This window comes from Bacteroides cellulolyticus (assembly GCF_025567135.1).
Taxonomy (GTDB): Bacteria; Bacteroidota; Bacteroidia; order Bacteroidales; family Bacteroidaceae; genus Phocaeicola; species Phocaeicola cellulolyticus.
This window is the reverse complement of record NZ_JAOQJJ010000012.1, coordinates 63649-89667: the sequence shown is the minus strand read 5'-3', so window position 1 is coordinate 89667 and position 26019 is coordinate 63649. Positions and strand designations below refer to the sequence as shown.

The window sequence follows — 26019 nt, the reverse complement described above, 5'->3', positions numbered from 1 at the left end:
TGTTTACAAACAAAAAAGCCCGGCCATTTCAAAATGACCAGGCTCGTTAAAAGTAATCAGACAATGCTATTTATTAACACAGATATTAGCAGTTTCCCATTTATGTGTATCAGAACATTTAATATTCAAGACTTGATTTCCTACCTGCATACGGAAATCACCTTTCTCAAGTATCCATTTTCCGTCAGCACCTACAAAAGCAAGATCGCTTCCTTTGATAGTCAATGTTACAGTTTTGGTCTCACCTGGCTGTAATTCCACTTTCTTGAATGCGCGCAGTCTGCGATTCTCTGGTGTGAGCGATGCTACCAAATCGCTGCTGAACAACATTACAACTTCTTTACCTGCAATCTTTCCAGTATTTGTAACGTCTATTGTAAATTCCAGTTTTTCGTTTTCAGTAAAAGTATCTTTGTTCACACGCAGATTCCTGTAATCGAAAGTAGTATAACTCAAACCGTAACCGAAAGGCCATTGAACAGAAATTACAGCATCATAATCGTATGCACCTTCCATCTTATCCATTTCCTCGCTTACACGATAATCGTATGTAGTAAGTTCAGCTTGGTTTCTTGGATATGTATATGGCATCTTAGCACTTGGATTTGCATCACCGGCAAGGATATTTGCCAATGCATCTCCACCATAATTACTAGGCAACAAGATATTAATTACACCGTCTGCCAAAGGTTCAATGTCACTTATAACACGTGGACGACCGCCATTTATTACAAGAACAATAGGCTTGCCTGTCGTAGCAAGAGCTTTAACAAGGTTACGCTGGTTTTCAGAGATTGCAAGGTCTGCCAGATTTCCAGGAGTCTCGCAATATGAATTTTCGCCTATACATGCGATGATTACATCTACATTCTTTGCTGCAGCCACAGCTTTTTCTATTTCAGGAGTGCTTTCTTCGTAATACGCTCCTTCGGCAACGTATGTAACTCCTTGTTCTAGGGTTACCAAATCAGCGCCAAACTTGTTGCTTACAGCTTCGTAGATGGTATTATACTCGCCTGCAAAGCGGTCGGCAAGATGCCCCTGCCATGTATAGCTCCATCCGCCGTTAAGGCATCTCATGGAATTTGCGTTAGGACCTGTCACAAGGATTTTCTTACCTTTTGCCAATGGTAATATGTTATTCTTGTTTTTCAGCAACACTTCTGATTCTTCAGCTGCTTTGAGTGCGATTGCGGCATGTTCCTTGCTTCCGAATTTAGGATAATCCTTATAATCAGTGTTAGGATTGTCAAAAAGTCCCAAACGATATTTCAGACGAAGAATACGACGAACAGCATCGTCTATACGGCTCATAGGAACTCTACCTTCTTCTACCAATTCCTTCAACAGTGTACAGAAATCAAGATCATAAGGCTCCATAGCCATATCAATACCCGCATTGATTGCAATTTCTATTGCTTCCTTCTTGTTGGCAGCTACCTTTTCACGAGTATAAAGATTATTTATATCAGCCCAGTCTGTAATCAACATCCCGTCCCATGCCAAATCTTCTTTAAGCCATTCTGTAAGCAACTGCTTGTTGGCATGTACCGGCACACCATTGATAGAAGCACTGTTCACCATAATAGTAAGCGCACCAGTCTCAACACAAGCCTTGAATGGAGCAAAACACTTCTCTCTCAAATCAGATTCAGATATATAAGCCGGAGTACGGTCTTTACCAGTACGCGACATACTGTAACCAAGGTAGTGCTTAACAGAAGCCGCTACACGGTCTTCTGGAATATGGTTAGGGTCATCTCCCTGGAAGCCTCGGACAGCTTCGCTTCCCATTATGGCATTAATAAGACAATCTTCACCATAGTTTTCCCAAACACGTGACCAGCGAGGATCTCTTGCCATATCGACTGTAGGCGAATAGGTCCACGGACAATTACTTGCACGCGTTTCGTAGGCAGTCACGACAGCCGACTCGTATGTTAGTTCAGGATTGAATGCAGCTCCAAGATTAATATTCTGCGGGAAAAGTGTTCCGCCAAGTGTATATGTGGTACCATGATTCTGGTCAAGACCATAGATACAAGGAATACCTATCTCCTTCATTGATACTTCCTGGATATAGCCGATAATTTCCTTCCACTTCTCACGGCTCTGTGCAACAGGCCCGGGAGCATTCAGTACAGATCCGACTTTGTACTTTCCAATTGCATTTTTTACTTTCTCCTTATCGAGTTTGAATTCCCCTTCAACTACACTACCAAGGACATCGATAGAAAGCTCTGTCATCTGTCCTACTTTTTCATCCAAAGTCATTCGTGACAGTGTGGCTTCAACTTTTTTCTCAATATTTGCATCTTTCGTCAAACCTGCAGGAGTTGCCGCCTGAACGAGGCAGGCAGCATTTCCTATAATGGACGAAACTAAAAGTAATCTTTTAAAATTCATATTTATCAATTATATTCGCTGTTTATAAATTATTCTTCATAAGTTACACGGTCAACATAATATCCATGACCTACACAGATAAATCCAGCTTCAGCCTTCAACAAGTCAATTATCTCCTGAGTCAAAACAATTTCAACAACACCATCTTCCGAGAATACAGATTCAGGATAACCTGGAAGATCCGTCCAATAAGCAGTTTTGGTTCCAATCTGATGATAAGTATCATTAGGCTCTATTGTGTAATATATTTTCAATTTACTTCCTAGAGGCAAATCTTGAATCATTGTTTTAACTTCACCAAATTCTTTTGCAGATTCTGATGCTCCAGCCTCCCAAGAAACATAATAATGTCCTTTCCATAATTCAACTTCGGATGGTGAATCCTTAACTGTAACAGCTAGCTCTGTCTTTATCTCGTCTTCGACAAAGAAATTAACGCTTTCTCCATCACTTGTTATACCAGTCAGTACATAGTCTCCATCTGCAACTATAGGTGAAACGAAAGTCAAACGAGTTGAATACTGTTCAACGAATGTAGTGATTGCGTTTCCACCCAATGACAAAGAAGCAACTTTATCCATATTCAATCCTGTAAGAGTCCACTTAGCATTTGGCTGTTTACTATCAGGGCCTGATGTTACCAAAGACTTAGAAGTAACATCCATTGTATTAGCACCGTATCTATTGCCTTTCACATCAACAAATGCCACACGATATTCACCGTCAGCCAATCCTGCAGGAATTTTAAACTCAATATAGGCACCTGATTCGACGTATGTTACATCAGATATTTCTACTTCTGGATTACTTTTAGATTCACTAACATTTATCTGCTTTAAAGCGACTTTTGCTACCTTGTCAAGATTTGTTCCGCTTAATCGTGCCCATCCTCCTGGTACAACAATGCGTTCTAATACGATTTCATCACTCTGAGGATCTTCGGCCAAAGCTTTTATTTTTACAAGTCCTTCACGAAAAGTTGTCTTTCCTACAGGAGTTGAGACATCAACTCTAAGATGATATATACCTGCTTCAAGATTCATCTCGAGTGTCTTTTCTGTCCCAACATTTTCACCATCAAGCGTCCATACCACAGATGTATAATCTGCAGGTGTCGTTGTAACAGTTATTGAGAACAACACATCTCTGTCAATTTCTGAAATAGTTCCTAATCCGCCATTTTCATCACGTTCAGGAAATGTCGGTGCTATTATACGTGGGTTATCATCTGCTGTTGCAGTAGAAAATGGCTCTTCTTCACTACAAGATGTAAAAGAGAAACCTGCACCGAGCAATATAAATAATATCCAATATATATTTTTCATTTTAATACGAAATTTAAATTGTTTAGTGTACTAGATTTTTATTCTTTATCCCACCATACAGGAATATTCCAACTGTTAGTTCCACCCATACGGTCCAAAGCTTCCTGATAGCCTTCCTTGTTGTATGAAGACTCAAGAATAGGATAGCATAAACGTACCGGGATGTCGTATCCTCCTGTCAGCTTATCAGCTGCATAGCCATATTCGGCAGGAGATTTCAGTTTTGGATACCCCGAACGACGAATGTTTGCCCAACACTCTGACAGGTTATGGAAGTGAAGAATCCAAGCCTGAGTATTTATAGCTTCTTTCTTACCTTCGTCACTAAGAGCTGAGATAGGATGATTTGCAATATAATCGTTTATAGCCTGATTGTCTATTTCACAATCATAATTATCAACAAGGAATGCCATTGAAGCCCTAACGCCATTTTCATAATGCTGTTCAACAGTTGTAGAGCCCACGTTCCATCCTTTAAGTTTAGCCTCAGCCAATAGGAACTCAACCTCAGCATATGTCATAACAACACCCGGGTTGTCAGATTTAAGGAAATTCTGGGCCAATTTAGGACGGGTAGCATCCTGTAACCATGGATTTGAGTAATTCGTATTGTCAGGATACCTTTCTTTAAGGTCCGCTATAATTTCACTCCAATATCCATTATCCGGCCATGGTTCATACCAGAATTCACCCGGTTTTGAAGGATTGAACTGCGCACCCAGTTCCAGCATTTCATCTGTCAAATCAATACGGTTATTAGGATTTGACTGAGTCAGACCCTTGTCGAAATAACAACGGGTAAGTGCAAAAGTACGAGGGTCGTCATTGTCCTTCAAAGTATTGAAGAAAGTAGAACAGATATAAGTCTGATTATTTGCAGGGTCATTACCAAAATACAACTGTGACAAAGCGTTACGTCTGTAATCTGTATATGCTTCCTGACCAAAATTGAATGTAAGCTCCATATATTCAATCAATGCGTCATCATCAGCACTTGTCATATAGCCGGCAGGATCTGTAAATGCCTTTTCAAACTCTTCCTGCGCCTTCTGTGGAGAAACATCAGATATACGCATAGCATAACGCATACGAAGAGAATTTGCAAGCTTTTTCCATTTTCTTATATCTCCATTAAATATCACATCACCTGTGATTTCATCTTTCTTATCGTCTAAAGCGGCAGCGGCTTCAGTCAGTTCTGTAAAGAAACTGTTGTAGATTTCCTCTTGTGTATCATAACGTGGACTTGTCATACCACTGATAAAACCTCTGGCTGCCTCTGAGTATGGAGCATCACCGTATGTATCTGTTATGATAGACATAAGATATACTTTGTAAATCACAGCAGCGGCATGTATGTTCACTTTGTTCTCGTCACCTTCTGTCTTTACCTCAACATCTACAAGATTCTTGATTCCTGTAGTATAAAGATTTGTCCAAAAACGATTCATTTCGTTATTGTCAATTTTGTGCTGACCTCCGTAGTTTGTTGTATTCCAACATCCCATAAGCTGCTGCGTAAAGGCACCTATATAGCTTCGGTATATCTCTATCATTCCAAGGTCGCCGTATGTTTGTAGTTCGGCAAAAGTCAACTGTGAATTTGGGTCAATATTTTCAGCTTTCGACGGGTCTGTATTCATGTCATTCATGTATTCATCACTGCAAGCTGTAAAAGCAAGTGCTAATGCCATGCACATTGCTGTTTTTATATATGATTTGTAACGTTTCATTGTGTATTTCTTTTTGAAATGATTTAGAATTAATTAGAATTTAACGTTGACATTGAAACCATAGCTTTTACGTGAAGGCAATGAGCCGTATTCCATACCCATACCTGTAGTATTGTTATAGTTCGAATCAGGATCGATATTAGGAATATTCTTCCAAACAATAAACGGATTACGCGCAACGAAAGACACAGTCAATCCTTGAACCTTATTCTTCAACCATGTTTTAGGTAATGAATAGCTCAATGTGATTTCACGACATTTAATGTATGAGTTGTCGTAAACAAACATTGATGGAGCATAACGACTGATATTCATCCAATAATCCTCAGGATTTACGTAGATATCATTAGGACGGTATGTTCCGTCTCCATTGTCTATTACACCAGGAGCAATGAAACCACCTGTCGGTGTCCAATTTGCTTCGCTTATGCCTAAAGCTTTACGCTGTTCTTCTGATTTATACCATTCTTCGCGTCCTTCCAATGTTTCCAATGCTTTACCAGATTCGTATGCAGCACGAGCTGACATTGAATACAAATCGGCACCGACCTTAACATCGAATACGGCAGCAAGAGAGATATTCTTGTATGTGAAATTTGTTACAACACCACCTGTCCAGTCCCATGAAGCGTTACCCAATATATGGTTACTGTTATCGTATTGTGGCAAACCAGTGCTTGGATCAATCAAAATATCACCATTTTCATTGCGTTTGAAGTCCGGACCAATAATTGAACCAAAATTTTCTCCTACTACAGCTGCAATCTGCACATCCTGCCATGTAGCCTTTTCCAGTTCAAATAAGTCGATGCCGTCAACCAATTCCTTAACCTTATTGTTGTTCTTAGAGAAGTTGATGTTCAAATCCCAAGAAAAGTCCTTTGTCTGAATAGGACGAGTGTTCAAAGCAATTTCAATACCGTTGTTCTGGATTTCACCGGCATTAATCATACGATATGTATAACCGGAAGCCCATGAACTAGCCATAGCCATAATCTGATTTCTACTAGTCTGGTTATAGTAAGTGAAATCCAGACCGATACGGCTATTCAGGAATTTCAATTCCAATCCCATTTCGTATGAGTTGGTTCTTGTAGGCTTTAGGTCACGATTAGGAATAGTAGTGTTACTGATAGAGCCTAAAGTATATCCAGGATAAGTAAATTTAGATTTCGTATATACCAATCCCAACTGATAAGGATCAGTATCGCTACCTACTTGTGCCCATGACACACGGAGTTTTCCGTAAGGCAGGAAATTGTGATTCTTTATAAGTTCAGAGAATACAAAGCTACCTGAGAATGAAGGATAGATATATGTGTTGTTATTCAAAGGTAATGTGGAAGAACGGTCTCCGCGCAATGTAGCATCAAGATATATCAGGTGTCTCCATCCAACATTTACTGCACCATAAATAGAATTTATCTGTTTTCTGTAATAATTCTGTTCCACACTTGTTTCATTAAAGCTCATGAGTGCCACCGTTTCACGTATCTTCATATCCTGAGCTGTAGTAATTGTAGTCTCATTATTCACTTTATACAAGTTGGCGCCCAATGTTGCATTGAAATCGAAATCACCCCAGGAGTTGTTATACAGAGCCAACATTTCGAAGTTGTACATACGGTTTCTGAAATTGCTTATCTGCAATCTGCCGGCTTCATAACCAGGAGTTGTAGGAGCCTTGAAATCCTCAAACTTAAACCAGTTGAATTCAGCTCCGACTGTACCCTGAAGTTTAAAATGATCTGTAACGTTCCATATTGCCTTGCCATTGAAACGGAACTGATCTTTATCCGATTGGTTTGAATTCTTGTAAACATCCCAATAAGGGTTTACATTGTATGGATCCAAACCATTCCAGTTAGAGTATTCACCGTTTGCATCCTGGTATGTTTTCAACCATTCCTGGTCATATGTAGTGGCAAGAGTCATAAGATTTTTACCGACATTACCTTTGCTGTCGCCAAGAGCCGGACGGTTCTTTACCGATTCGCGTGTATAGTTTGTACTGAAATCCAAATCAACTTTTCCCATACTAGTATTCGCACGCAAATTGAATATGTTACGGCTCATATTTGTATTAGGAACTATATCCTTATTACGCATATCAGTGTAAGTAAAACGTACTCCCGACTTTCCATGGCTCGAACTTAAAGTTAATGTATTTGTTGCAGTCAAACCTGTACGGAAGAAACCAGATACGTTATCAGGAATAATCAGATACGGACGCGAAACGCCATCAAAATAATCAAGCATATTTGAACCGTCGGCTTTTGGTCCCCAACTCTTATTTGTATTTGCAACAGCATTTATACTGTAAGTGCCATCACTACCCATACCATATATTTGCTGAACTTCGTTCCATTTAGCAAGTTGAGTTTCAAATGTCATTGTACCATTATACTCAACACTCATACGTTCACCATCCTTACCGCTAGCCTTCTTTGTAGTGATAAGAATTACACCGTGACTGGCACGGCTACCATACAACGCTGAAGCAGCAGGACCTTTAAGAACAGACATATTCTCAATATCATCAGGGTTAATGCTTGAAATACCGTCACCCAAGTCATAACCTCCTTCCGTACCGGCACTGCCATAGTTTGTATTATCCAAGGGTACTCCATCAATGACATACAGAGGTTGGTTGTTTCCTGTCATTTCTGTATTACCACGCAAAAGTACACGTGTAGAACCTGAAGGTCCACCGGCAGTCTGACTGACAACCAATCCAGGTACTCGACCAGCCATTGAGTTAATGACATTGGTTTCCTTAGCCTTTGTCAGTGCTTCACCTTTTACTTCATCTACACCATAACCAAGCGCCTTACGCTCACGCTTTATACCCAACGCTGTAACGACTACCTCACTCAACACCTTACTATCTTCCTCGAGAGTGATATCTAGTGGTGAAGTACCAACTTTTACTTCTTTTGTTTTGTAACCGACATAACTTACCACCAATGTGGCCCCCGGCTGTACATTCAGAACAAAGTTACCATCCATGTCAGTAATGGTTCCATTTGTTGTTCCTTTTTCAACAATCGAAGCTCCGATTATCGCTCCCATCGCATCTTTAACATTACCGGAAACCTGTCGATTCTGTTGCATTATTGCAAGATTGACTTCTGCAACTCCGGCATTCACTTGCGGTATTCCTCCCAAAAGAGACAAGGACAATGTACCGCAATACAATGTGTACTTGTAGTTTAATCTTCTCATAAGTTTTTAATAAGTAATAGTATTAAGATTAATTATATATTTTCACCCAGTCGATAAACATTTGGGCTTTTTCTCCATCCTTCAATGCTGTAATCTGTGCCGGATCTGTAATGCCTGGAAAATCTCCGCCAACTGCAAGATTAAGCAATAAATAGAATTTATCATTAAAATACTCAAAACGACCACTGTCAGGTCCGATATTGAATGTCTTAATTAATATATCATCAACCTTTACGATAAGTTCATTTTCATTCCACTCCAAAGAATAGACATGATAGTTGCCATCTTGTAGACTTTTCTCCATTGTCTTGGTTTGGAATACCTGTTCATGTCCTTCGACATTAGGACCATAATGAATTGCGGTATTGATATATGTTTCTGTTGTATTATTGGCTATGCCTGCTTTTTCTCCCATCTCCATTATATCAATCTCACCACAGGCAGGCCACTGCCTATCGTTGTCGCCCATCATCCAAAATGCAGGCCATAATCCGTTTGCTGTTTTAGGGAGTTTTATACTTGCTTCTACTTTACCATATTGAAAACTTTTCTTGCCTTTGCTGTTTACACGACCTGAATAAAATTTATCCCCTTCTTTTTTGGCCGTAAGAATAAGAACTGACTTATCTCCATCTTTACCTACACTAACACATGCTTCGATATACTCCTGAAGTTCATTGTTCACCCACCCAGGCTCATGAGTTTCTTTTGTCCAAACAGAATTATCAAATGTGTTGAAGTCTTCTGTAAACACGAGTTTCCACTGTTTCGAGGGTTCATCTTCATCTCCTGGTTGCTCATCAGGCAGCTCAGGTTCCTCCTCCTGTCCTTCATTATCATCTTTGATTTCCTCTTCCGGATTATCAGGCTTTACCGGTTCATTATTTGTCGAACACGATTGCAGATTTACTCCAAAAAAGAATAATAGAAATAAAATTACTGTTTTCATTACCGATAGTTTTTTGGTTAAACATTATGTATTTTCACTTTCTCTTTTACTGTTAACTAAAGATTACATTCAGCTTCCAAGCTGTTGGCAAAATTGGGTATAAACCTGTTTTTCAGGGTTTGAATGCTGACAGAAAAGGGTTGAAAACTATCATTTTTGCTTTTTAACCAAGAAAACATATAAAAATCGGGCTGACAAATCAATAATGTCTTATTTATGAACATTAATTGATTTGTCAGCCCGTAATATAAATATAGAACTATCTATTAGTTTTGCTCCAGAAACTTGCTTGGTGATATACCAAATTGTTTCTTGAACAATATACTGAAATATTTAGAATTCACAAATCCAGTTTCAGCGGCTACATCTGCCACAGGCTTTCCTTGTTTCAACAGTTCTGCCGCTCTCTGAAGACGAATCAGACGTATGAAATCCTGTGGAGCCTTTCCTGTAAGCGATTTCAAACGGTTGTAGAACAAGGTACGGCTCATAGCCATTTCCTGGCACAATTGGTTAATATTAAATTCTTCATCATCCATATTATCCATGACGAGTTGTGTTGCATGCTTGATAAAATTCAAATCATCCTCTGATACCGGTACAGCATCATTCTGAACATTGCCACCGTCTGTTTGCCTTATTTCGTCCTTACTGTTCAAAGTATCAATGGCAACAGTTTCATTTTTCTCTATTTGTGCCACCACATTTTTCAGAACATATTCACGAAGATGATTTCTGGTTTCGAGAATACTATGAACCTTCAATCTTAAAATTTCTGCACTGAAAGGTTTAGGAATATAGTCGTCCGCTCCACTTTTCAGACCGTTAACCATGGCGTCATGGGTTACTTTGGCAGTAAGCAATATAAACGGTATGCCGGATGTTTGTGGATTTTCCTTTACTATACGACAAAGCTCGTCACCCTGGATACCAGGCATCATAACATCCGACAGAATAAGATCCGGATATTCTTCTGCCAAACATTCCAAAGCCTTACTTCCATCAGATACATCTATAACCCGATAATCACGTTCAAAAATCTTCTTTAAATAACAGCGTAGTTCATCATTATCCTCAACTATAAGCAATGTATCCAAAGATTCTTTAATATTTTCAGAATCATCACCAATATACTCAGTTCTATTTTCTATAACCGGAGATATCTGTTTATGTATAACATTATTATCAAAAGAAGAATCAATATCAGCCTTGCGTAACGTAACATAGAACGTACTGCCCTTGTTTACTTCAGACTTGTATGAAATTTTTCCATGCATCATATTAACCAAACGCTGAACCTGTAACAGTCCGAATCCTGTGCCTGGTTCGTTTGTCTGCCTAGCATTAACCGCACGATAAACATTCTTGAACAGCTGTCTGCCCGCATCAGCAGGAATGCCAATGCCTGTGTCTTGAACCTCTATAACTACATTCTTTTTATCGGTTGAAAGTGACAGGCTGATTGTCCCATTTGCCAAGGTATATTTGCAAGCATTCGAAATAAGATTGTCAAGCAACATTTCCATCATCTGCTCATCTGCCATTGCAAACACATCATGTTCAGGCAAAGACATCTTTATATGCAATTGTTTCTTATCACAATACGACTGGAAGCTTACACATTCCTTCACTAATAAATCGTTGATATTTATAGGTTTAAGAGTTACATCTTTCTTATTTGTGTCTATTTTCTCAAACTCAAGCAATTGACTTACAAGCGTATGTAGTTTACGTGTATTATTACGCGCTGTTTCCAACAAGTAACTTACATCATCCGAAAGGTCTTTTTCCTTACTAAGATCTTCCAAAGGAGCCATAATAAGTGTTACAGGAGTCCGTATATCGTGTGCTGTCTCTACAAAGAACTTTATTTTGTCCTCATTATGCCTTTTCTGAAGCTGATTACTCTTATATCTAAGTATGAAATAAAATATACCGAGAACTAAAGACAAATATATTATCCATGCATACCATGAATTCCACCACGGCTGATTGATGTTTATTGAAAGTGAATCTTCTGAAATGATTTCTCCGTTACTTTTTCTTAAACTTCTGACTTTCAAGGTATACATTCCCGGAGAAACATTAGTATATCTGACAGTTCCATTCGAATACACCGCACTCCATGATTTTTCATACCCTTCAAGAATATACTGATAAGCTATATCATGCTGAAAACGATAATTTATTGACTCAAAAGTAACAGAAAATGAATTATAACTGTAATCAAGATCAACCTTCTTATCCATGAGCATTGCATAAATGGACGGACGCATCTGTATTTCCTTCTCGGGAGAAATATACTCCAATTTTAAATCTGTTATCCTGACAGGTGCGTCGTATTCCTCAACAGCCATCGCATCAGGAGTTATAAAAATAGCCCCATAAGTACTTCCATAAGCAAACCTACCATCAGAAAGTTTGATACATGCCGATTTGTTATATGTCTTATCTGTATCATGAATATAATTCAGATTTGAAACCTTCAGGGCATTTACAACGGCAAGACCTTTACCTGTGCTTGCCCAAATACGCCCTTTATTATCACGTTGCAAGCTATATATGTCGTCCGATAGCAAACCTTCTTTAGTGGTAATAGTCTTTACATCACCTGAATTCATATCATACAGATTCAGTCCACCTCCTTCCGTGCCAAGCCATACAGTACCGTCACCATTAAACAACATTGAAATGATATAAGCACTGACATTCTTATCATTGAACTCACTGGTTGTGGCATAACGTCTGAACTGAGATGTATATTTTTCTACAATACAAAAACCATTTACTGTAGCAACGGCCATTCTCAAAGAATCAACTTCTTCCATGGAATGAACCCAGTTTATATCAAACTCATTTTTACGTTTTCCTTGTTTGTCGGCTATAATTAAATTTCCGTCAAGTCCCCCAATCCAAAGATCTCCGTCCTTGTCCTCCTTCACTGAGAAAATATAATTTGTAGTAAGTCCTCCCGGCTTTTGAGTATGATGTCTTATCACACGCCCGTCTTTATCTATCAGGTACAAACCGTCACCATAAGTTCCAGCCCAGATATTTCCATCACCAGAACTACATAAATCTACTATTACAATAGATTTTAATATATGTTTCCAACGATGATCTGACTTATTCCTAATACTTATACCATCATCCGTGGCAAACCACAAATCATGATTTATATTCTCCTCTATATCATTCACATTATTATTTACCAACGACTGCGGATTTCCCCGTTCATGTGTCATTATATTGATAGGATACTTCAAAGAAATAGCCACAGACACTCCACCAGTGTAACTGCCTATCCATATATTATCCTGAAAGTCTTTGGTTACGGCATAGATTCCATTGCCACGTAAAAAGAACTCCCCACTATCCTCTGTATTTACAAACAACTTTGTATCTGAGGTATGTTTGTCCACAAAATATACTCCGCCACCGTCTATTCCAACAAGTATTCTGTTATTGTCATAAGGAGTAATGGCGCGAATAGGATTTAAAAAAGACAGATGTTGACCTTTTATACGATGCAATGAATAATTTCCGAGATCCAGAGTCCACAATCCGCTGTTGAACGTACCAATCCACAACTTATTTTCAGACTTATCGAAATAAAGAGTTTGTACATTTTTATCTTCAACAAGTTGATTTGAAACAGAATCTTCCCTACATGATAAACGAAAAACTCCATTAGATGTACCAACAAATAAAGAATCACACAAACATGCTATGTCATTTATATAATTGTCTTCTAAAACGCAACATAAAGCACCATCTGATTTTTTCGAATATAATCCTCTACTCAATCCAAACCAAAGCGTTCCATTTTCATCAGAAAATATTTTATTAAGAATAATTTCCCCCTCAATATGCTCCCCCAAAAACAAATATAATTCAAAGCTGTCCGTATTCGGTTGATATTTATATATTCTCCCGGTATGATCGTATGCCAAAAGTCCCAGTTTATTATCAAAATAAAGCCTGATTATTCTCCCTGCCAAATCACCATAATAGTAATTAGCAGATAATGAATAATTTTTTACTGTACGACCATTATATCTGTCCACTCCAGTTCTAGTTGAAATCCACATCACATTGTCATTATCCTCAACTATCGAGAATACTCTTTCGCTACTCAATCCATCAGTGCGCCCGATGTGACGAACACTAAACATACCGTCAAACGATTCGGCATATAAAGCATAAACAGACAACACAAAAGATATGACTAATAAGATATATTTTAAATTTATCTTCATATATTAAATCAACGGACACTTACATCCTTAAATTTCACAAAGGCTAATATGATACAAATATAGCGAAAATATATCAAATACTATATTTAGTTAACCTATTTCTAACATTATCTGAGAAAGCATCAAATGCTACAGACAGTTACAGGCCAATAATATTACCTAATTTAAAGACATACAGACTACATTAATATTGTTTAAACCGTATTATATATTCCAATATACACAATTGCGCCTGATGAATACAGGTGAACTTAGTTCACTTTATTTTCATCAGGCGCCAAACAAATATCAATAAAATAAAAATACTGGCATCATTCCAACTTATGTATAATCAGTCCCGAACGAAGCTTAGGCTCGAACCATGTAGTCTTCGGCGGCATGATATTTCCCGTATCGGCAATGTCCATCAACTGTTTCATCGATACCGGATACAGTGCCAGTGCCATAGCCATTTCACCACTGTCAACTCTGCGTTTCAGCTCTTCCAATCCGCGGATTCCACCAACAAAATCAATCCTCTTGTCCGAACGCAAATCCTTGATACCAAGTATTTCGTCAAGGATGAGATTTGAAGAGATTGTCACGTCAAGCACTCCTATCGGGTCGTTATCATCGTATGTACCGGGTTTTGCAGTGAGACTGTACCACTTTCCGGCAAGGTACAATGAAAAATTATGAAGTGATGAAGGCTTATAGATACTTTCGCCTTTTTCTTCGACTATGAAGTCTTTCTCCAATGCTTTCAGGAACTGTTCGGCTGTCAGTCCGTTCAAATCCTTTACCACACGGTTATAGTCGATAATAGTCAACTGCGATGCAGGGAAACATACAGCCATGAAGTAATTATACTCTTCATCGCCCTTGTGATTTGGATTTTGGGCTGCTTTTTCGGCACCTACCAATGCTGCTGCGGCACTTCTGTGATGACCGTCGGCTATATACAGAGCCGGCATATCAGCAAACAAAGCAGTAATCCTGTCTATATCGTCCTTTTCATCAATAACCCATAATGTATGACCGAATCCGTCGCCCGGAGCTATGAAGTCATATTCCGGCTCGCGTGCAGTATATTTAGCGACAATGGCATCAAGTTCGGCATTATCCGGATACGCAAAGAATACAGGCTCAATGTTCGCATTGTTCACACGGACATGCTTCATACGGTCCTCTTCCTTGTCGCGGCGTGTAAGCTCATGCTTCTTTATTACGCCATTCATATAGTCAGGCACGTATGCGCCAACAACAAGACCATACTGAGTCTTTCCGTTCATGGTCTGTGCATATACATAATAGTTTTCTTTATCGTCCTGCACCAGCCATCCCTTTTCCTGGAACATCTTGAAATTCTCAACGGCTTTGTCATATACAGCTGAATCATGCTCGTCAGTTCCAACCGGGAAATCTATTTCCGGCTTGATGATATGGTATAATGACTTTTCATTACCCTTAGCCTCTTCACGCGCCTCTTCTGAATTCAATACATCGTATGGTCGGGAAGCCACTTCCTCTACCATTGATTTCGGTGGGCGTATGCCCTTGAAAGGTTTAACTATTGCCATAGGCAGAAAGGTTTTTACTTTTTATTTACACGGAATTTTTCGCAACCATCCTTGAAGTAAGCCACAATCTGTTTTGCAGCGGCAATACCGGCATTGATATTGGCCTCGGCTGTCTGGGCACCCATCTTCTTTGGAGTGGAGAAATATCTGCCTGCACATTTAGCGGCAAATTCTTCATTCATGTCAGGCATGATATCTGTTACATACTTCAAGTCCTGACGTTCTTCCATCAGTTTCAGAAGTCCTTCTTCATCGATAACTTCTTTTCTTGCAGTATTGACTAGCAAACCATTCTTAGGCATAAGGTTCACCATATCGTAATTGATTGATTTGCGTGTTTCAGGGGTCGCAGGAATATGGAGTGATACAACATCGCAAGTCTTATAAAGTTCTTCGGCAGAATCTACAGGAGTAACACCGTCAGCCTTGATAGCTTCCTTAGGACAGAAAGCATCGTAAGCATAAATATCCATTCCGATACCTTTGGCGATACGGGCTACATTACGTCCCACGTTACCGTAAGCATGAATACCTAGTTTCTTGCCCATAAGTTCTGTACCCGCCTTACCGTTATAGAAATTGCGGACAGCCATAATCATCATACCGAAAGCAAGTTCTGCCACAGCATTTGAGTTCTGTCCCGGAGTGTTCATCACACATACATCGTGAGCAGTAGCTTCAGCCAAATCAACATTATCGTATCCGGCACCTGCACGGACTACAATCTTCAGTTCTTTGGCAGCGTCAAGCACTTCCTTATCAACAATGTCACTTCGGATAATAATGGCGTTTACATCTTTTACAGCATCAAGCAATTGAGCTTTCTCTGTATATTTCTCAAGCAACACGAGTTCATAACCAGCTGCTTCTATTTCCTTACGAATACCATCCACAGCAACCTTGGCGAATGGTTTTTCTGTTGCAATCAAGACTTTCATGTGTAGTAAAATTTAAGTGATATAAAGATAAAAAGGACGTGAAAAGAGAAGTCTCCGTCACGTCCCTATTTGATAATTAATACGGATTAATGCAATTTTTCAAATTCCTGCATGCACTCGATAAGAGCCTTAACGCTTTCCAATGGCATAGCATTATAGCATGAAGCACGGAATCCGCCTACTGAACGGTGACCTTTGATACCCACCATACCACGTTCGGTAGCAAACTTCAGGAAGTCGGCTTCCAAATCCTTGTATTCATCGGCCATTACGAAACAGATGTTCATCAGTGAGCGGTCTTCTTTCACAGTCACTGTACCGCGGAACAATTTGTTGCGGTCAATTTCAGCATAAAGCAACTCAGCACGTTCCTTAGCTCTGCGCTGCATTTCTTCCACACCACCCTGAGCTTTGATCCATCTCAAAGTCTGCAATGCAGCATAGATAGGCACTACAGGAGGAGTATTGAACATTGAACCTTTGTCAACGTGTGTCTTATAGTCGAGCATTGTAGGTATATGACGTGTAACCTTGCCAAGCGCATCATCTTTCACAATTACGAAAGTAACACCCGCAGGAGCCAGATTTTTCTGAGCGCCGCCATAGATACAGATGTATTTTGAAACATCGATAGGACGTGAGAAAATATCAGATGACATATCCGCAATCAAAGGAACATTCACTTCAGGATCTGAATGCAATTCTGTTCCATAGATAGTATTATTAGTGGTAATATGGAAATATTCCGCATCTTCAGGAATAACATAATCCTTAGGAATATATGTATATCCGTCTTTTTCAGATGATGCAACTTCCACAGCTTCGCCGAAAGCTTTTGCTTCTTTCAAAGCTTTCTTAGCCCAAGTACCTGTGTTAAGATAAGCAGCTTTCTTTTCGAGGAAGTTATATGGAACCATACAGAATTCAAGGCTAGCACCGCCACCAAGGAATATCACTGAGTACCCTTCCGGGATATTTAGTATCTCTTTAAACAAAGCCACAGCTTCGTCCACTACCGGCTGAAAGTCTTTTGCGCGATGACTTATTTCCATCAACGAAAGTCCAGAGCCGTTAAAATCCAATATAGCTTGTGCTGTTTTCTCTATTACTTCGCGAGGCAATATAGATGGTCCCGCATTAAAATTATGTTTTTTCATTTGGCAGTTGTTTTTAGGTTTTACATATATTTTAAGTATCAAACGTTTGCGAATTTATGTATTTATTTCCACACGACCAAACTTTAATATAATAAAATTACACCCACAATTGAAATTTTCTTTCATTTTATGATATGAAGCATAATTTTACTTTCATTTTGACACACAACTATCATACTCTGGTGTTTTTTGTGATACCAACCATAGCAAATTGAGACAGTGACCTGTCATTTAGCACTTAACTTTACACAAAGTTATCATTTTGCCAGTTCTATCAAAGTTTTTACCCCCTTAATCTTTTCATTTTGTATCAACTTTAACGTTTGTTGGCTCTTTTTTCTCGATATAGCCACGAAAGCATAATGGTCCTTAACGTCAACCTTGCCCACATCGTCTTTATTTAGTCCACCTTTCTTGAAGAGGAAGCCTACTATATCTATCTTGTTTATCTTGTCTTTTTTACCCTTACCTATATATAATGTGACGAACTCCGGTTTCGAAGGTTTGGGTGTTATCTCCGGCAAAGTGAACACATCAATCTCGGCAGGAAGATAATCAGGCACTTTCTCTTCGGAATGCATAATAATATATGCACTACCTTCGGCATCCCATCTTGCAGTACGTCCGTTTCGGTGTATAAACCCATCTTCAGCTATAGGCAGATGATAGTGGACTACATTCTTTATGCCAGAGATATCAAGTCCGCGTGCAGCAAGGTCAGTAGAAATAAAGATATTGCAACTGCCGTTTCTGAACTTATAAAGCGCTCTCTCACGGTCGTCCTGATCCATTCCTCCATGAAAAGTTTCACTATAAACCTTCATTGAATGCAGATACTTGCCTACCCTGTCAACACTCTCGCGATGATTGCAGAACACTAGTGTCTGCTCCGAACCAAGACTACAAACCAGCTTATACAATGTCTCAAGTTTATCCTTTACCGGCGATTCCACCTTATATAAATGAAGTCTGTCCGACAATTGCTCATCAGAATTCAGGAAATTCAGCCTTACACTCTTGTTTACTCCAGTAAAGCGTGGTATTTCTTCAGCATCAGTAGCTGAAAGAAGGAACCTCCGGCGCAAATCAGGCAACTTGCCTATAACATCTGCCATTTCCTCCTGAAATCCGAATTCCAAACACTTGTCGAACTCATCAATAACAAGTACACGCACTGTCGATGCATCTATATTGCCTTTTCCAAGATGGTCGTTCATACGTCCCGGAGTACCGATAATCACCGACGGACGGATACCTTTCATTGTGCGGTGTTCGTCCATGGCAGGACGTCCGCCATAGCAACTCATTACCTGGAAGTCAGTACCCATTCCTTTGAAGACCTGTTCTATCTGTAATGCCAACTCGCGTGACGGAACAAGCACTACAGCCTGCACTCCCTCGGCATCCTTCTTCAGTGACTGCACAAGTGGAATAAGATAAGCCAGGGTTTTTCCGGAACCAGTAGGCGAAAGCAGCACTATGTCGTTTCCTTCCTTATAAGCATCTACAGCTGCCTGCTGCATAGCGTTCAACTCTTCTATTTTCAGATTCTTCAGTATTGTACGGATATCCATATATTTTATTTGACTATATTTAAACCATTATATGCAAAAATACAATAAATAAGTGAGATTTCCATACAAATCACATTTCATATAATTAAATAAACCTGCAATGATAAGTTATGTTATACCAACTTTGATGTTACATAACTTACCATAGCAGGTTATAATCTTAATCTGAAAAAACAAGATTTTATCTGGACATCACCCTACTCTTTAATTTACCGCGCGTTACGCTATCTATATCTAAATAATGAAGTATCATTGTTCCACCGCCATTTTCTCCAGGAATAAATTTATATTCTGCTTTCGTCTCCAACTTCCAATCAACACCGATTGCTGATCCGGAAAACTCTCTAGTATAAGCATAAAGTTCATTGGAAGTCAACACAGTTTTTTCCTGATAATATATATCATCATATTCAAGGTAAATATCAGAAATCAACTCTCCAGCTGGGAAGTTTCCTCCATTTTGTGTATATGAGTACAACATATTCTGTGAACAATAAAAATTATCCTTCACCTTAATAAAGCTAAAATTCCACCAATCATCCATATAGGTTCTAAGCTTATTATACGGTTCTTCGATTATAGTTGTATCATAACCTTCAACCAACAGACAAGAAGCCATAGCCATGGCAAGTTCTGACTTTTGTTTTAATTCAAAATAGTTATCAAAAGTTATAGTCGTATTTGTTACTTCACCCGCAACATCAAGAAATGATTTTGTTGTTTCAATACCATCAACTACTTTAAGTATCAGTTTTGTTGAGACATTAGATTCTGAAATAGATGTTGCTGTAATTTCCAATTCATCACCAACTGCAAGATTTGGCTTAAGTTTGAAATCTATTTGACCTTCGTATTCATTAATTATTCCATCAGCAGTCCACTCTATTAATTTGGAAGCATCATAAGATAATTTCACTTTATTTATTCCTTCATCAACATAGTTTCCATAAACATCATAAACATTAAACGATATTCCCCAATGGTATCCTCCATTTCCATTTATCAGAATATATTTCTTACCATCCTGTAAAAATTCATATTCTATTGATTTAACCTCGTAAGGTTTTCCTTCATTTGGCAAAACAGGGAACAAAGCTTTTATAGCTTCATCTAATAAATCATAAGCCTTTTTCATATCTTCCTGTGTAGAGTCTTCATCTTCAATTATCACGTTAGCAAACTCAATGTATTTTTCCAACCTTTCGAAAGACGTTTCGGAATAATCTTCCTTATTCAAACCGTTTGCCTTGTTTATCAAATCCTCCAGTTGTTTCTTTACCGTATCATCAACTTCTGATTTCCACTTGGCATAAAGAGTCATATCACTTGTTATAACCATTGATTCATCAAACGGATTAGTAAAAGATTCATCTGTAAACCATCCGTCAAATACAAATCCGTCTTTTACAGGAGTTGGCAAACCGGTAATCGTATTTCCTTTCTCAACACTCACAGGCTCTATATCATCACCTCCATTTGTATCGAAAGAAATCATACAAGTTTCTATTTCCGCCAACCATTTTGCATACAAAGTAATATCAGAATCCACAACATCCACGTCAAAGACCCATTCACTTTCGAAATTCTCGCTCTTGAACCATCCCAAGAAAACGACACCATCTTTAGTTGGATTTTCTGGTTTAACGGCATGTTCTCCGGCTTTTACCTTTTGCTCCTTAACCTCACTTCCGCCCATGGAATTAAATGTCACAGTAAAATAACGCTCCTCATTTTCTGTAGCGTCGTCTGCACAAGACACAAAACAAAACAACCCAATCATAATGGGCACAATCAATTTCATTAAATTTCCCATACGTAATTCTATTAAAAACGAACTATAAATATTATAAAATATGTGATAACTTATATTATCAGCGCCCACAAAGTTAACAAAAAAAAAAAAACATGAAATTTTATTACTAAAAATTTGACATTAAATTATTTTTTGGACAGATTTGCATACGATTATACCATAGAACTTATATTATTTTACAATAATCAAAATACAAATCTTACTTTTCATAAATTGGAAAAAAAATTATACAATGAAATCAGGCAATACAATATAACAGAACATAGAATATCTTTAATTGTCCACATATGTAAGTCATTATACTCACATATATAATTTAATCAACTGACAAATGTAAACATATTAACATACATATGTAATCTAACTATAACATCTAAATATTAAAAAAATGGGAAATATTGAATTTGATTTTTTCGCCAACCCTTCAAAGGCAAACAATATGGATATAACAGAAAGTTACCATATAAGAATTAACAATTCACAAATTATTGATTTGAAAGAACTTGTAAGGCGAATACACCTTTCTTGTTCTATGACCCCTTCAGATGTCCATGGAGTATTAATTGCACTAAAAGATGAAATCACAAACGCTCTTGCTCAGGGAAACAAAGTCAATATTGACGGTCTATGCCGTTTCCGACTCATTTTAGGTTCAAAAAAAAACAGCAAATGTAATGGAAGAGAAGAAGGAAAAGATATTGGCTTCAAGAGAATCAGAATATCACCATGTAAAGAACTAAACGAAGAAACAAAAAAGAAACTAATGCCAATTACCAGAACACGTGGAAAACACTCCTCTGACATTTCGGATTATAATGTAATAAATATACTTTTAGAATATCTCAAAATAAACAAAACTATAACAAGAAAACAGTTTGAAGGACTTTTCAATATAACAAGATATAAAGCAAGCAGATTAATAAAAACTTTAGTCGAAAAAAAAGTAATAAAAAATATAGGATACAAATCACATCCTGTTTACACATTGAATGATTAGACAAAAATTTGCCATATCCATAAAAATAACGAAATTTGCACAATACATTTATAATCATTATGGCAGATAATTATATAGAAAACAAATACGAGCAATATCAGGCAAGAAAGGCTGCATGGCAAAAATCGGGAATGAAAAAGAAAAAGACATCCACAGCACATACATCTGCAGTTGGCTCAGGCATGCAGAAAACATACATGCAAAGCCATGTCAAACGTGTGGCGGCGGTACACGACCTGTCCGGAGCCGGCAGAGTATCGCTCATGGCTGTAATACCTATTCTTTCATCCATGGGGATACAGGTGTGTCCCTTGCCTACGGCAGTACTATCGGCACATACACAATATCCGCACTATTCGTTCCTTGACCTGACCGAGGAGATGAAACGAATAATAGAGAGCTGGGAAAAGCTTGATATGAAGTTCGATACATTCTACACAGGTTATCTTGGCTCGCCCCAACAGGTACAGATAGTAGAAAATTTCATATCAAAGTTCCGCCGTCCGCAAGATATGGTGGTGGTGGATCCAGTGCTTGGCGACAACGGCAATCTCTACAAAGGAATCACAGAAGACATGGTAACAGAAATGAAGAAACTCATAAAATATGCCGATGTGATTACCCCAAACATGACTGAGGTCTTCAAACTCCTGGATATAGAATACAAAAGCGAGGTCAGTGTACAGGAGATGAAATCATATCTCAAACAACTCTCTGACGCAGGACCGGACATTGTGATAGCAACAAGTGTACCTGTGCCTGAAAACGCCCATATGACTTCAGTTTTTGCATATAACCGTCACGGCAACAGATACTGGAAAGTGACCTGTCCGTATCTTCCGGCACACTATCCCGGCACAGGAGATACATTTACAAGCGTAATAACCGGTTCGCTTATGCAAGGAGACAGTCTTCCGATAGCACTTGACAGAGCCACGCAATTCATCCTTCAGGGAATACGTGCTACCTTCGGTTATGAATACAACAACCTTGACGGTATAATGCTTGAGAAGGTACTCCACAATCTTGATATGCCGATACAAATAAGCAGTTACGAGGTTTTGGAATGACAATAATATAAAAGCGGTCAGTTGCTTCTGACCGCTTTTATATTATGTTATATTCACAAATAACCTTATCCTTCTCAACCGAAAAAGATAATTATACAATCAATAATTCTTTCAATGAATTTATCGATCTTTCGCCATATGCCTTTACAGTATATATGTTTCATAATACCTATAAGAAATAAAGCTAAATACAAAGTTAAATAATAGAACTGTCAATAAAAAACTTTTTGTTTTGATTTTTAGGCCTTAAAAAGAGATCGATTATTTAAGTTTCTCTCCCTTAAAATACACATCGAAAGCATCCTCGGCATAGAATCCCCTCGTAACCTTGAATGATGAAGTTGAAGCTCCATTTATCCTGCGACCTTCCCAATATGCATTGAAAGCATCCTTGGCATAACCATTTCCAAGACAGACGAAGGAAGAAGTTGACGCTCCAGAAATTTTCTTTCCCATCCAATATACGTTGAATGCATCCTTAGCATATTCCTCTTTCAGGATAACAAAACTGTTGCTTGCTGCTCCCGAAATCTTCTCTCCATTATAAAATACATCAAAGGTTGATACATAATATCCCGGTCTGTCACAATGATGATGCCCTCCATCTGGACGACCATGCGACGGACGATTATCGGCAGAAAATCTTCTGTCAACCCTAAAAAAGGAAGGATCTACATACTCTAATATTGTTCCATATCTGTAAACATGATTTCTGTCCTTACCATAACCGTAACCTAAATCACAAAAGGAATGAGAATCTGCTCCATGAATGATCTTACCGTCATAATAAACCTGACCGTTTCTCTTTGAATACGAATAATATTGTGCAAACGCCAGAGAAGGCACAAACAATAATAGAATTACAAATAGTTTCGAAAGTCTGCTTGTCATAATATCTCAATTTATGAGTTAAAACACCTGTTTTACAAATATAGAAATATTTACCGGATTGCATCAATATTGCATCCTTTTTTATTAAGACCAAGACATTTAGAAAAATACCATTACTGTTTGCAAAATTATTTTTCAAGTATCGGAAAGACATTTTTTATATCCATTTCCACCTCACCAAAGCTGATCATGGCATTAAAGAGGCGGATTTTTTCATATTTGTGCAGACTGTCTGCCATAATAATATCCTCCTCGATAATACCTTCCGCCAGAAGTCTCGCCCTGCGTGTACCTTTCAACAATGGATATTTAGGGGTAAACCATTTTCCTTCTTTATATAAAGCGATATTTGCTATTGAAGTGTCAGTCAGCATACCGGAGCGGACAATTACTACATCATCCGCATTGCCACGCAAGGCAAAGTTTCGATCCAGCACCGAACGGTCAGCGTATTTGAATGAATACTCTACCGTATCGTCGTTTACCAGTTGCAGCGATTTCACTTCACGAATACTGTACGGGAAATATTCCACTTTTTCTACCGCTGAAGTATATTCCACTCGGCAACGGGTTCTTCCTTTACAGCCTTCAGCAGTAATGAAGTCCTTCAAAGAAACAGGCATGACAGAACTGCCATAATGCACACGGATTGTATTGTTCATCCTCTCATTATGGGCCGACAGATTCTCTATCACTCCGTCGTTTATACATATTGTCTCAATAAAACGGCACATATACTTTCTGAATCATTTCTTCGTATTCGCTTTCCATATCACTTTTGATGGTTATACCTCCACCGCTTTTGAACACCAAAGAGCCGTCAGGTAGCTGTTCCACAAATCTTATAATAACAGCACTGTCAAGATTTTTTCCGTCGAAGAATCCGGTAACACCTGTGTAATATCCCCTATCGTAAGTTTCTGCCTCACGAATTATCTCAACTGTTTTTTTCTTAGGTGCTCCTGTCACTGATCCTGCAGGCAATAGTCTGAAAAACATATCTCCCAGTGTATCGCAGAAATCCTCCGGCAGTCTTCCTCGTATTTCGGAGCTTACCTGAAGCAAAGTACCGTTGTTCGTCTGAACCTCATCTATATATCTGTATTTGGTGACAGTCACCTCTGATGCCATCTGGCTCAAATCGTTTCTTATCAAATCCACGATTGTTGCATGCTCGGCCGACTCCTTCTCATCGTTCAATATCACGGAAGCCGCATCAGGATATGACGCATCTATTGTCCCTTTCATCGGATAAGAATAGATCATACCATCCGTTATCCTCACAAAAATTTCCGGCGAGAACATTACAAAGCGGCCTTTCATCATGAGCCTGTACTTTGCACGCGAATGAACGAATATATCCCAGAGTGTAAGATCGGTTTCAACCGGTGTTGCACAAGTAAGGTTTGTAAGGAATGAATTTCCTGCATACAGATTTTTATAGACAATGTCGAACGAACGGGAATATTCCTCTATCGTCTGCGGATGAGGCTCCCACATGAAATGATCTTTCATAGTAGAAGGCATTTCACCATAATTTCCGCCGGACGGGAAACTGAACAGTATTTCATCGTCAGGCAGATTGTCAGGTTCTTCGACAATGCAGTTTTCCTCATCAAAGTCTATCAGAAAGAAGAACGGGATTCCCCTTCTGCCATAATAGTTCATTCTCTTTATGGCATCCTGGCGCGACAGGAAGTTTAGTCTTGACATTTGTTTTTGCGTGTTTTAAAAGAAAGAATATAAAGTGTGATGCAAGTGGCTAGTACCCCCATAAAAAGTTTCAGCCACCAAGTATCAAAAATGAAAACAATACAGTGTACAGCCGTAATCCACAGTGTTCCTACGGATATAACCTTGATTCGCAAAGGAATTGATTTGTCCTCGCGAAAGCTCTTTATATAAGGTCCCAGCTGCGGATGTTCTGTCAGCCATTTATAGGCACGCGGCGAACTGCGGAAAAACAATGCGGCCGCCAGCAAAAGAAAAGGTGTTGTGGGCAATACAGGAAGAAATATTCCTATAATGCCCAGCAACACCGAAACAAAGCCTATGACACTGTATATGTATTTCATATTGCAAAAATAGTATGATTGGTACTGAAATACAAATACGAACCTGAT

General features: G+C 38.6%; 17 protein-coding genes. 2 read left to right on the top strand and 15 right to left on the bottom strand.

The features are described 5' to 3' along the window. Positions 1-66: 66 nt before the first annotated feature. The 11 genes from OCV82_RS11135 to OCV82_RS11085 all read right to left on the bottom strand — a co-directional run bounded on the left by OCV82_RS11135 (position 67) and on the right by OCV82_RS11085 (position 20938). The gene (locus OCV82_RS11135; RefSeq protein WP_154044455.1) at positions 67-2406 is read right to left on the bottom strand and encodes a glycoside hydrolase family 3 N-terminal domain-containing protein; all 2340 of its coding nucleotides are present in this window, start codon (positions 2404-2406) and stop codon (positions 67-69) included. A gap of 29 nt (positions 2407-2435) precedes the next feature. Next, on the bottom strand, positions 2436-3731 hold the full coding sequence (locus OCV82_RS11130) for a hypothetical protein (RefSeq protein ID WP_154044454.1): 1296 nt from the start codon (positions 3729-3731) through the stop codon (positions 2436-2438). Between the two features lie 38 nt (positions 3732-3769). Then, entirely contained in the window at positions 3770-5464 is a 1695-nt protein-coding gene (locus OCV82_RS11125) for a SusD/RagB family nutrient-binding outer membrane lipoprotein (protein ID WP_154044453.1), read from the bottom strand. Positions 5465-5497: 33 nt separating this feature from the next. Continuing rightward, on the bottom strand, positions 5498-8689 hold the full coding sequence (locus tag OCV82_RS11120) for a SusC/RagA family TonB-linked outer membrane protein (protein ID WP_154044452.1): 3192 nt from the start codon (positions 8687-8689) through the stop codon (positions 5498-5500). 28 nt (positions 8690-8717) lie between these two features. Then, on the bottom strand, positions 8718-9638 hold the full coding sequence (locus OCV82_RS11115) for a glycoside hydrolase family 16 protein (protein ID WP_154044451.1): 921 nt from the start codon (positions 9636-9638) through the stop codon (positions 8718-8720). A gap of 266 nt (positions 9639-9904) precedes the next feature. Continuing rightward, the gene (locus tag OCV82_RS11110) at positions 9905-13897 is read right to left on the bottom strand and encodes a hybrid sensor histidine kinase/response regulator transcription factor (RefSeq protein WP_154044450.1); all 3993 of its coding nucleotides are present in this window, start codon (positions 13895-13897) and stop codon (positions 9905-9907) included. A gap of 311 nt (positions 13898-14208) precedes the next feature. Beyond that, a complete protein-coding gene (locus tag OCV82_RS11105) occupies positions 14209-15456 on the bottom strand; it encodes a DUF1015 domain-containing protein (RefSeq protein ID WP_154044449.1) in 1248 nt (415 codons plus the stop codon). A 14-nt stretch (positions 15457-15470) separates the two neighbouring features. Then, complete coding sequence (locus OCV82_RS11100) at positions 15471-16394, bottom strand: NAD(P)-dependent oxidoreductase (protein ID WP_154044448.1); 924 nt, start codon at positions 16392-16394, stop codon at positions 15471-15473. 86 nt (positions 16395-16480) lie between these two features. Then, on the bottom strand, positions 16481-17551 hold the full coding sequence (gene serC, locus OCV82_RS11095; RefSeq protein ID WP_154044447.1) for a 3-phosphoserine/phosphohydroxythreonine transaminase: 1071 nt from the start codon (positions 17549-17551) through the stop codon (positions 16481-16483). A gap of 257 nt (positions 17552-17808) precedes the next feature. Further along, positions 17809-19125, bottom strand: coding sequence for a DEAD/DEAH box helicase (locus OCV82_RS11090; protein WP_154044446.1), 1317 nt, complete (start codon positions 19123-19125; stop codon positions 17809-17811). A 181-nt stretch (positions 19126-19306) separates the two neighbouring features. Continuing rightward, the gene (locus OCV82_RS11085) at positions 19307-20938 is read right to left on the bottom strand and encodes an InlB B-repeat-containing protein (RefSeq protein ID WP_154044445.1); all 1632 of its coding nucleotides are present in this window, start codon (positions 20936-20938) and stop codon (positions 19307-19309) included. A 388-nt stretch (positions 20939-21326) separates the two neighbouring features. Here OCV82_RS11085 and OCV82_RS11080 point away from each other — a divergent pair, with 388 nt between their 5' ends. After that, positions 21327-21935, top strand: coding sequence for an HU family DNA-binding protein (locus OCV82_RS11080; protein ID WP_154044444.1), 609 nt, complete (start codon positions 21327-21329; stop codon positions 21933-21935). Between the two features lie 197 nt (positions 21936-22132). Next, positions 22133-23005, top strand: a complete 873-nt coding sequence (locus OCV82_RS11075; protein WP_375338099.1) for a pyridoxamine kinase — start codon at positions 22133-22135, stop codon at positions 23003-23005. 261 nt (positions 23006-23266) lie between these two features. Here the strand turns inward: OCV82_RS11075 and OCV82_RS11070 are convergent, their stop codons facing one another. The 4 genes from OCV82_RS11070 to OCV82_RS11055 all read right to left on the bottom strand — a co-directional run bounded on the left by OCV82_RS11070 (position 23267) and on the right by OCV82_RS11055 (position 25971). Further along, positions 23267-23896 carry a DKNYY domain-containing protein gene (locus OCV82_RS11070; protein WP_154044442.1) on the bottom strand — a complete coding sequence of 210 codons (630 nt, stop codon included), beginning with the start codon at positions 23894-23896 and terminating at the stop codon, positions 23267-23269. A gap of 128 nt (positions 23897-24024) precedes the next feature. Further along, positions 24025-24630, bottom strand: coding sequence for an aminotransferase class IV family protein (locus tag OCV82_RS11065; RefSeq protein ID WP_154044441.1), 606 nt, complete (start codon positions 24628-24630; stop codon positions 24025-24027). Next, on the bottom strand, positions 24614-25609 hold the full coding sequence (locus tag OCV82_RS11060) for an aminodeoxychorismate synthase component I (protein WP_154044440.1): 996 nt from the start codon (positions 25607-25609) through the stop codon (positions 24614-24616). The genes OCV82_RS11065 and OCV82_RS11060 overlap by 17 nt, the downstream gene beginning before the upstream one ends. Beyond that, complete coding sequence (locus tag OCV82_RS11055) at positions 25597-25971, bottom strand: YbaN family protein (RefSeq protein ID WP_154044439.1); 375 nt, start codon at positions 25969-25971, stop codon at positions 25597-25599. Before OCV82_RS11055 ends, OCV82_RS11060 begins: the two co-directional genes overlap by 13 nt. Between the last annotated feature and the right edge of the window lie 48 nt (positions 25972-26019).

Excerpts from the sequence above, each read along its gene's own strand:
- OCV82_RS11075 (WP_375338099.1), top strand. The coding sequence starts at position 22,133 with ATGCAAAGCCATGTCAAACGTGTGGCGGCGGTACACGACCTGTCCGGA.
- OCV82_RS11090 (WP_154044446.1), bottom strand. The coding sequence starts at position 19,125 with ATGGATATCCGTACAATACTGAAGAATCTGAAAATAGAAGAGTTGAAC.
- OCV82_RS11100 (WP_154044448.1), bottom strand. The coding sequence starts at position 16,394 with ATGAAAGTCTTGATTGCAACAGAAAAACCATTCGCCAAGGTTGCTGTG.
- OCV82_RS11115 (WP_154044451.1), bottom strand. The coding sequence starts at position 9,638 with ATGAAAACAGTAATTTTATTTCTATTATTCTTTTTTGGAGTAAATCTG.
- OCV82_RS11110 (WP_154044450.1), bottom strand. The coding sequence starts at position 13,897 with ATGAAGATAAATTTAAAATATATCTTATTAGTCATATCTTTTGTGTTG.
- OCV82_RS11105 (WP_154044449.1), bottom strand. The coding sequence starts at position 15,456 with ATGGCAATAGTTAAACCTTTCAAGGGCATACGCCCACCGAAATCAATG.
- OCV82_RS11130 (WP_154044454.1), bottom strand. The coding sequence starts at position 3,731 with ATGAAAAATATATATTGGATATTATTTATATTGCTCGGTGCAGGTTTC.
- OCV82_RS11055 (WP_154044439.1), bottom strand. The coding sequence starts at position 25,971 with ATGAAATACATATACAGTGTCATAGGCTTTGTTTCGGTGTTGCTGGGC.
- serC (WP_154044447.1), bottom strand. The coding sequence starts at position 17,551 with ATGAAAAAACATAATTTTAATGCGGGACCATCTATATTGCCTCGCGAA.
- OCV82_RS11120 (WP_154044452.1), bottom strand. The coding sequence starts at position 8,689 with ATGAGAAGATTAAACTACAAGTACACATTGTATTGCGGTACATTGTCC.
- OCV82_RS11135 (WP_154044455.1), bottom strand. The coding sequence starts at position 2,406 with ATGAATTTTAAAAGATTACTTTTAGTTTCGTCCATTATAGGAAATGCT.
- OCV82_RS11070 (WP_154044442.1), bottom strand. The coding sequence starts at position 23,896 with ATGACAAGCAGACTTTCGAAACTATTTGTAATTCTATTATTGTTTGTG.
- OCV82_RS11085 (WP_154044445.1), bottom strand. The coding sequence starts at position 20,938 with ATGGGAAATTTAATGAAATTGATTGTGCCCATTATGATTGGGTTGTTT.
- OCV82_RS11080 (WP_154044444.1), top strand. The coding sequence starts at position 21,327 with ATGGGAAATATTGAATTTGATTTTTTCGCCAACCCTTCAAAGGCAAAC.
- OCV82_RS11125 (WP_154044453.1), bottom strand. The coding sequence starts at position 5,464 with ATGAAACGTTACAAATCATATATAAAAACAGCAATGTGCATGGCATTA.
- OCV82_RS11060 (WP_154044440.1), bottom strand. The coding sequence starts at position 25,609 with ATGTCAAGACTAAACTTCCTGTCGCGCCAGGATGCCATAAAGAGAATG.
- OCV82_RS11065 (WP_154044441.1), bottom strand. The coding sequence starts at position 24,630 with ATGTGCCGTTTTATTGAGACAATATGTATAAACGACGGAGTGATAGAG.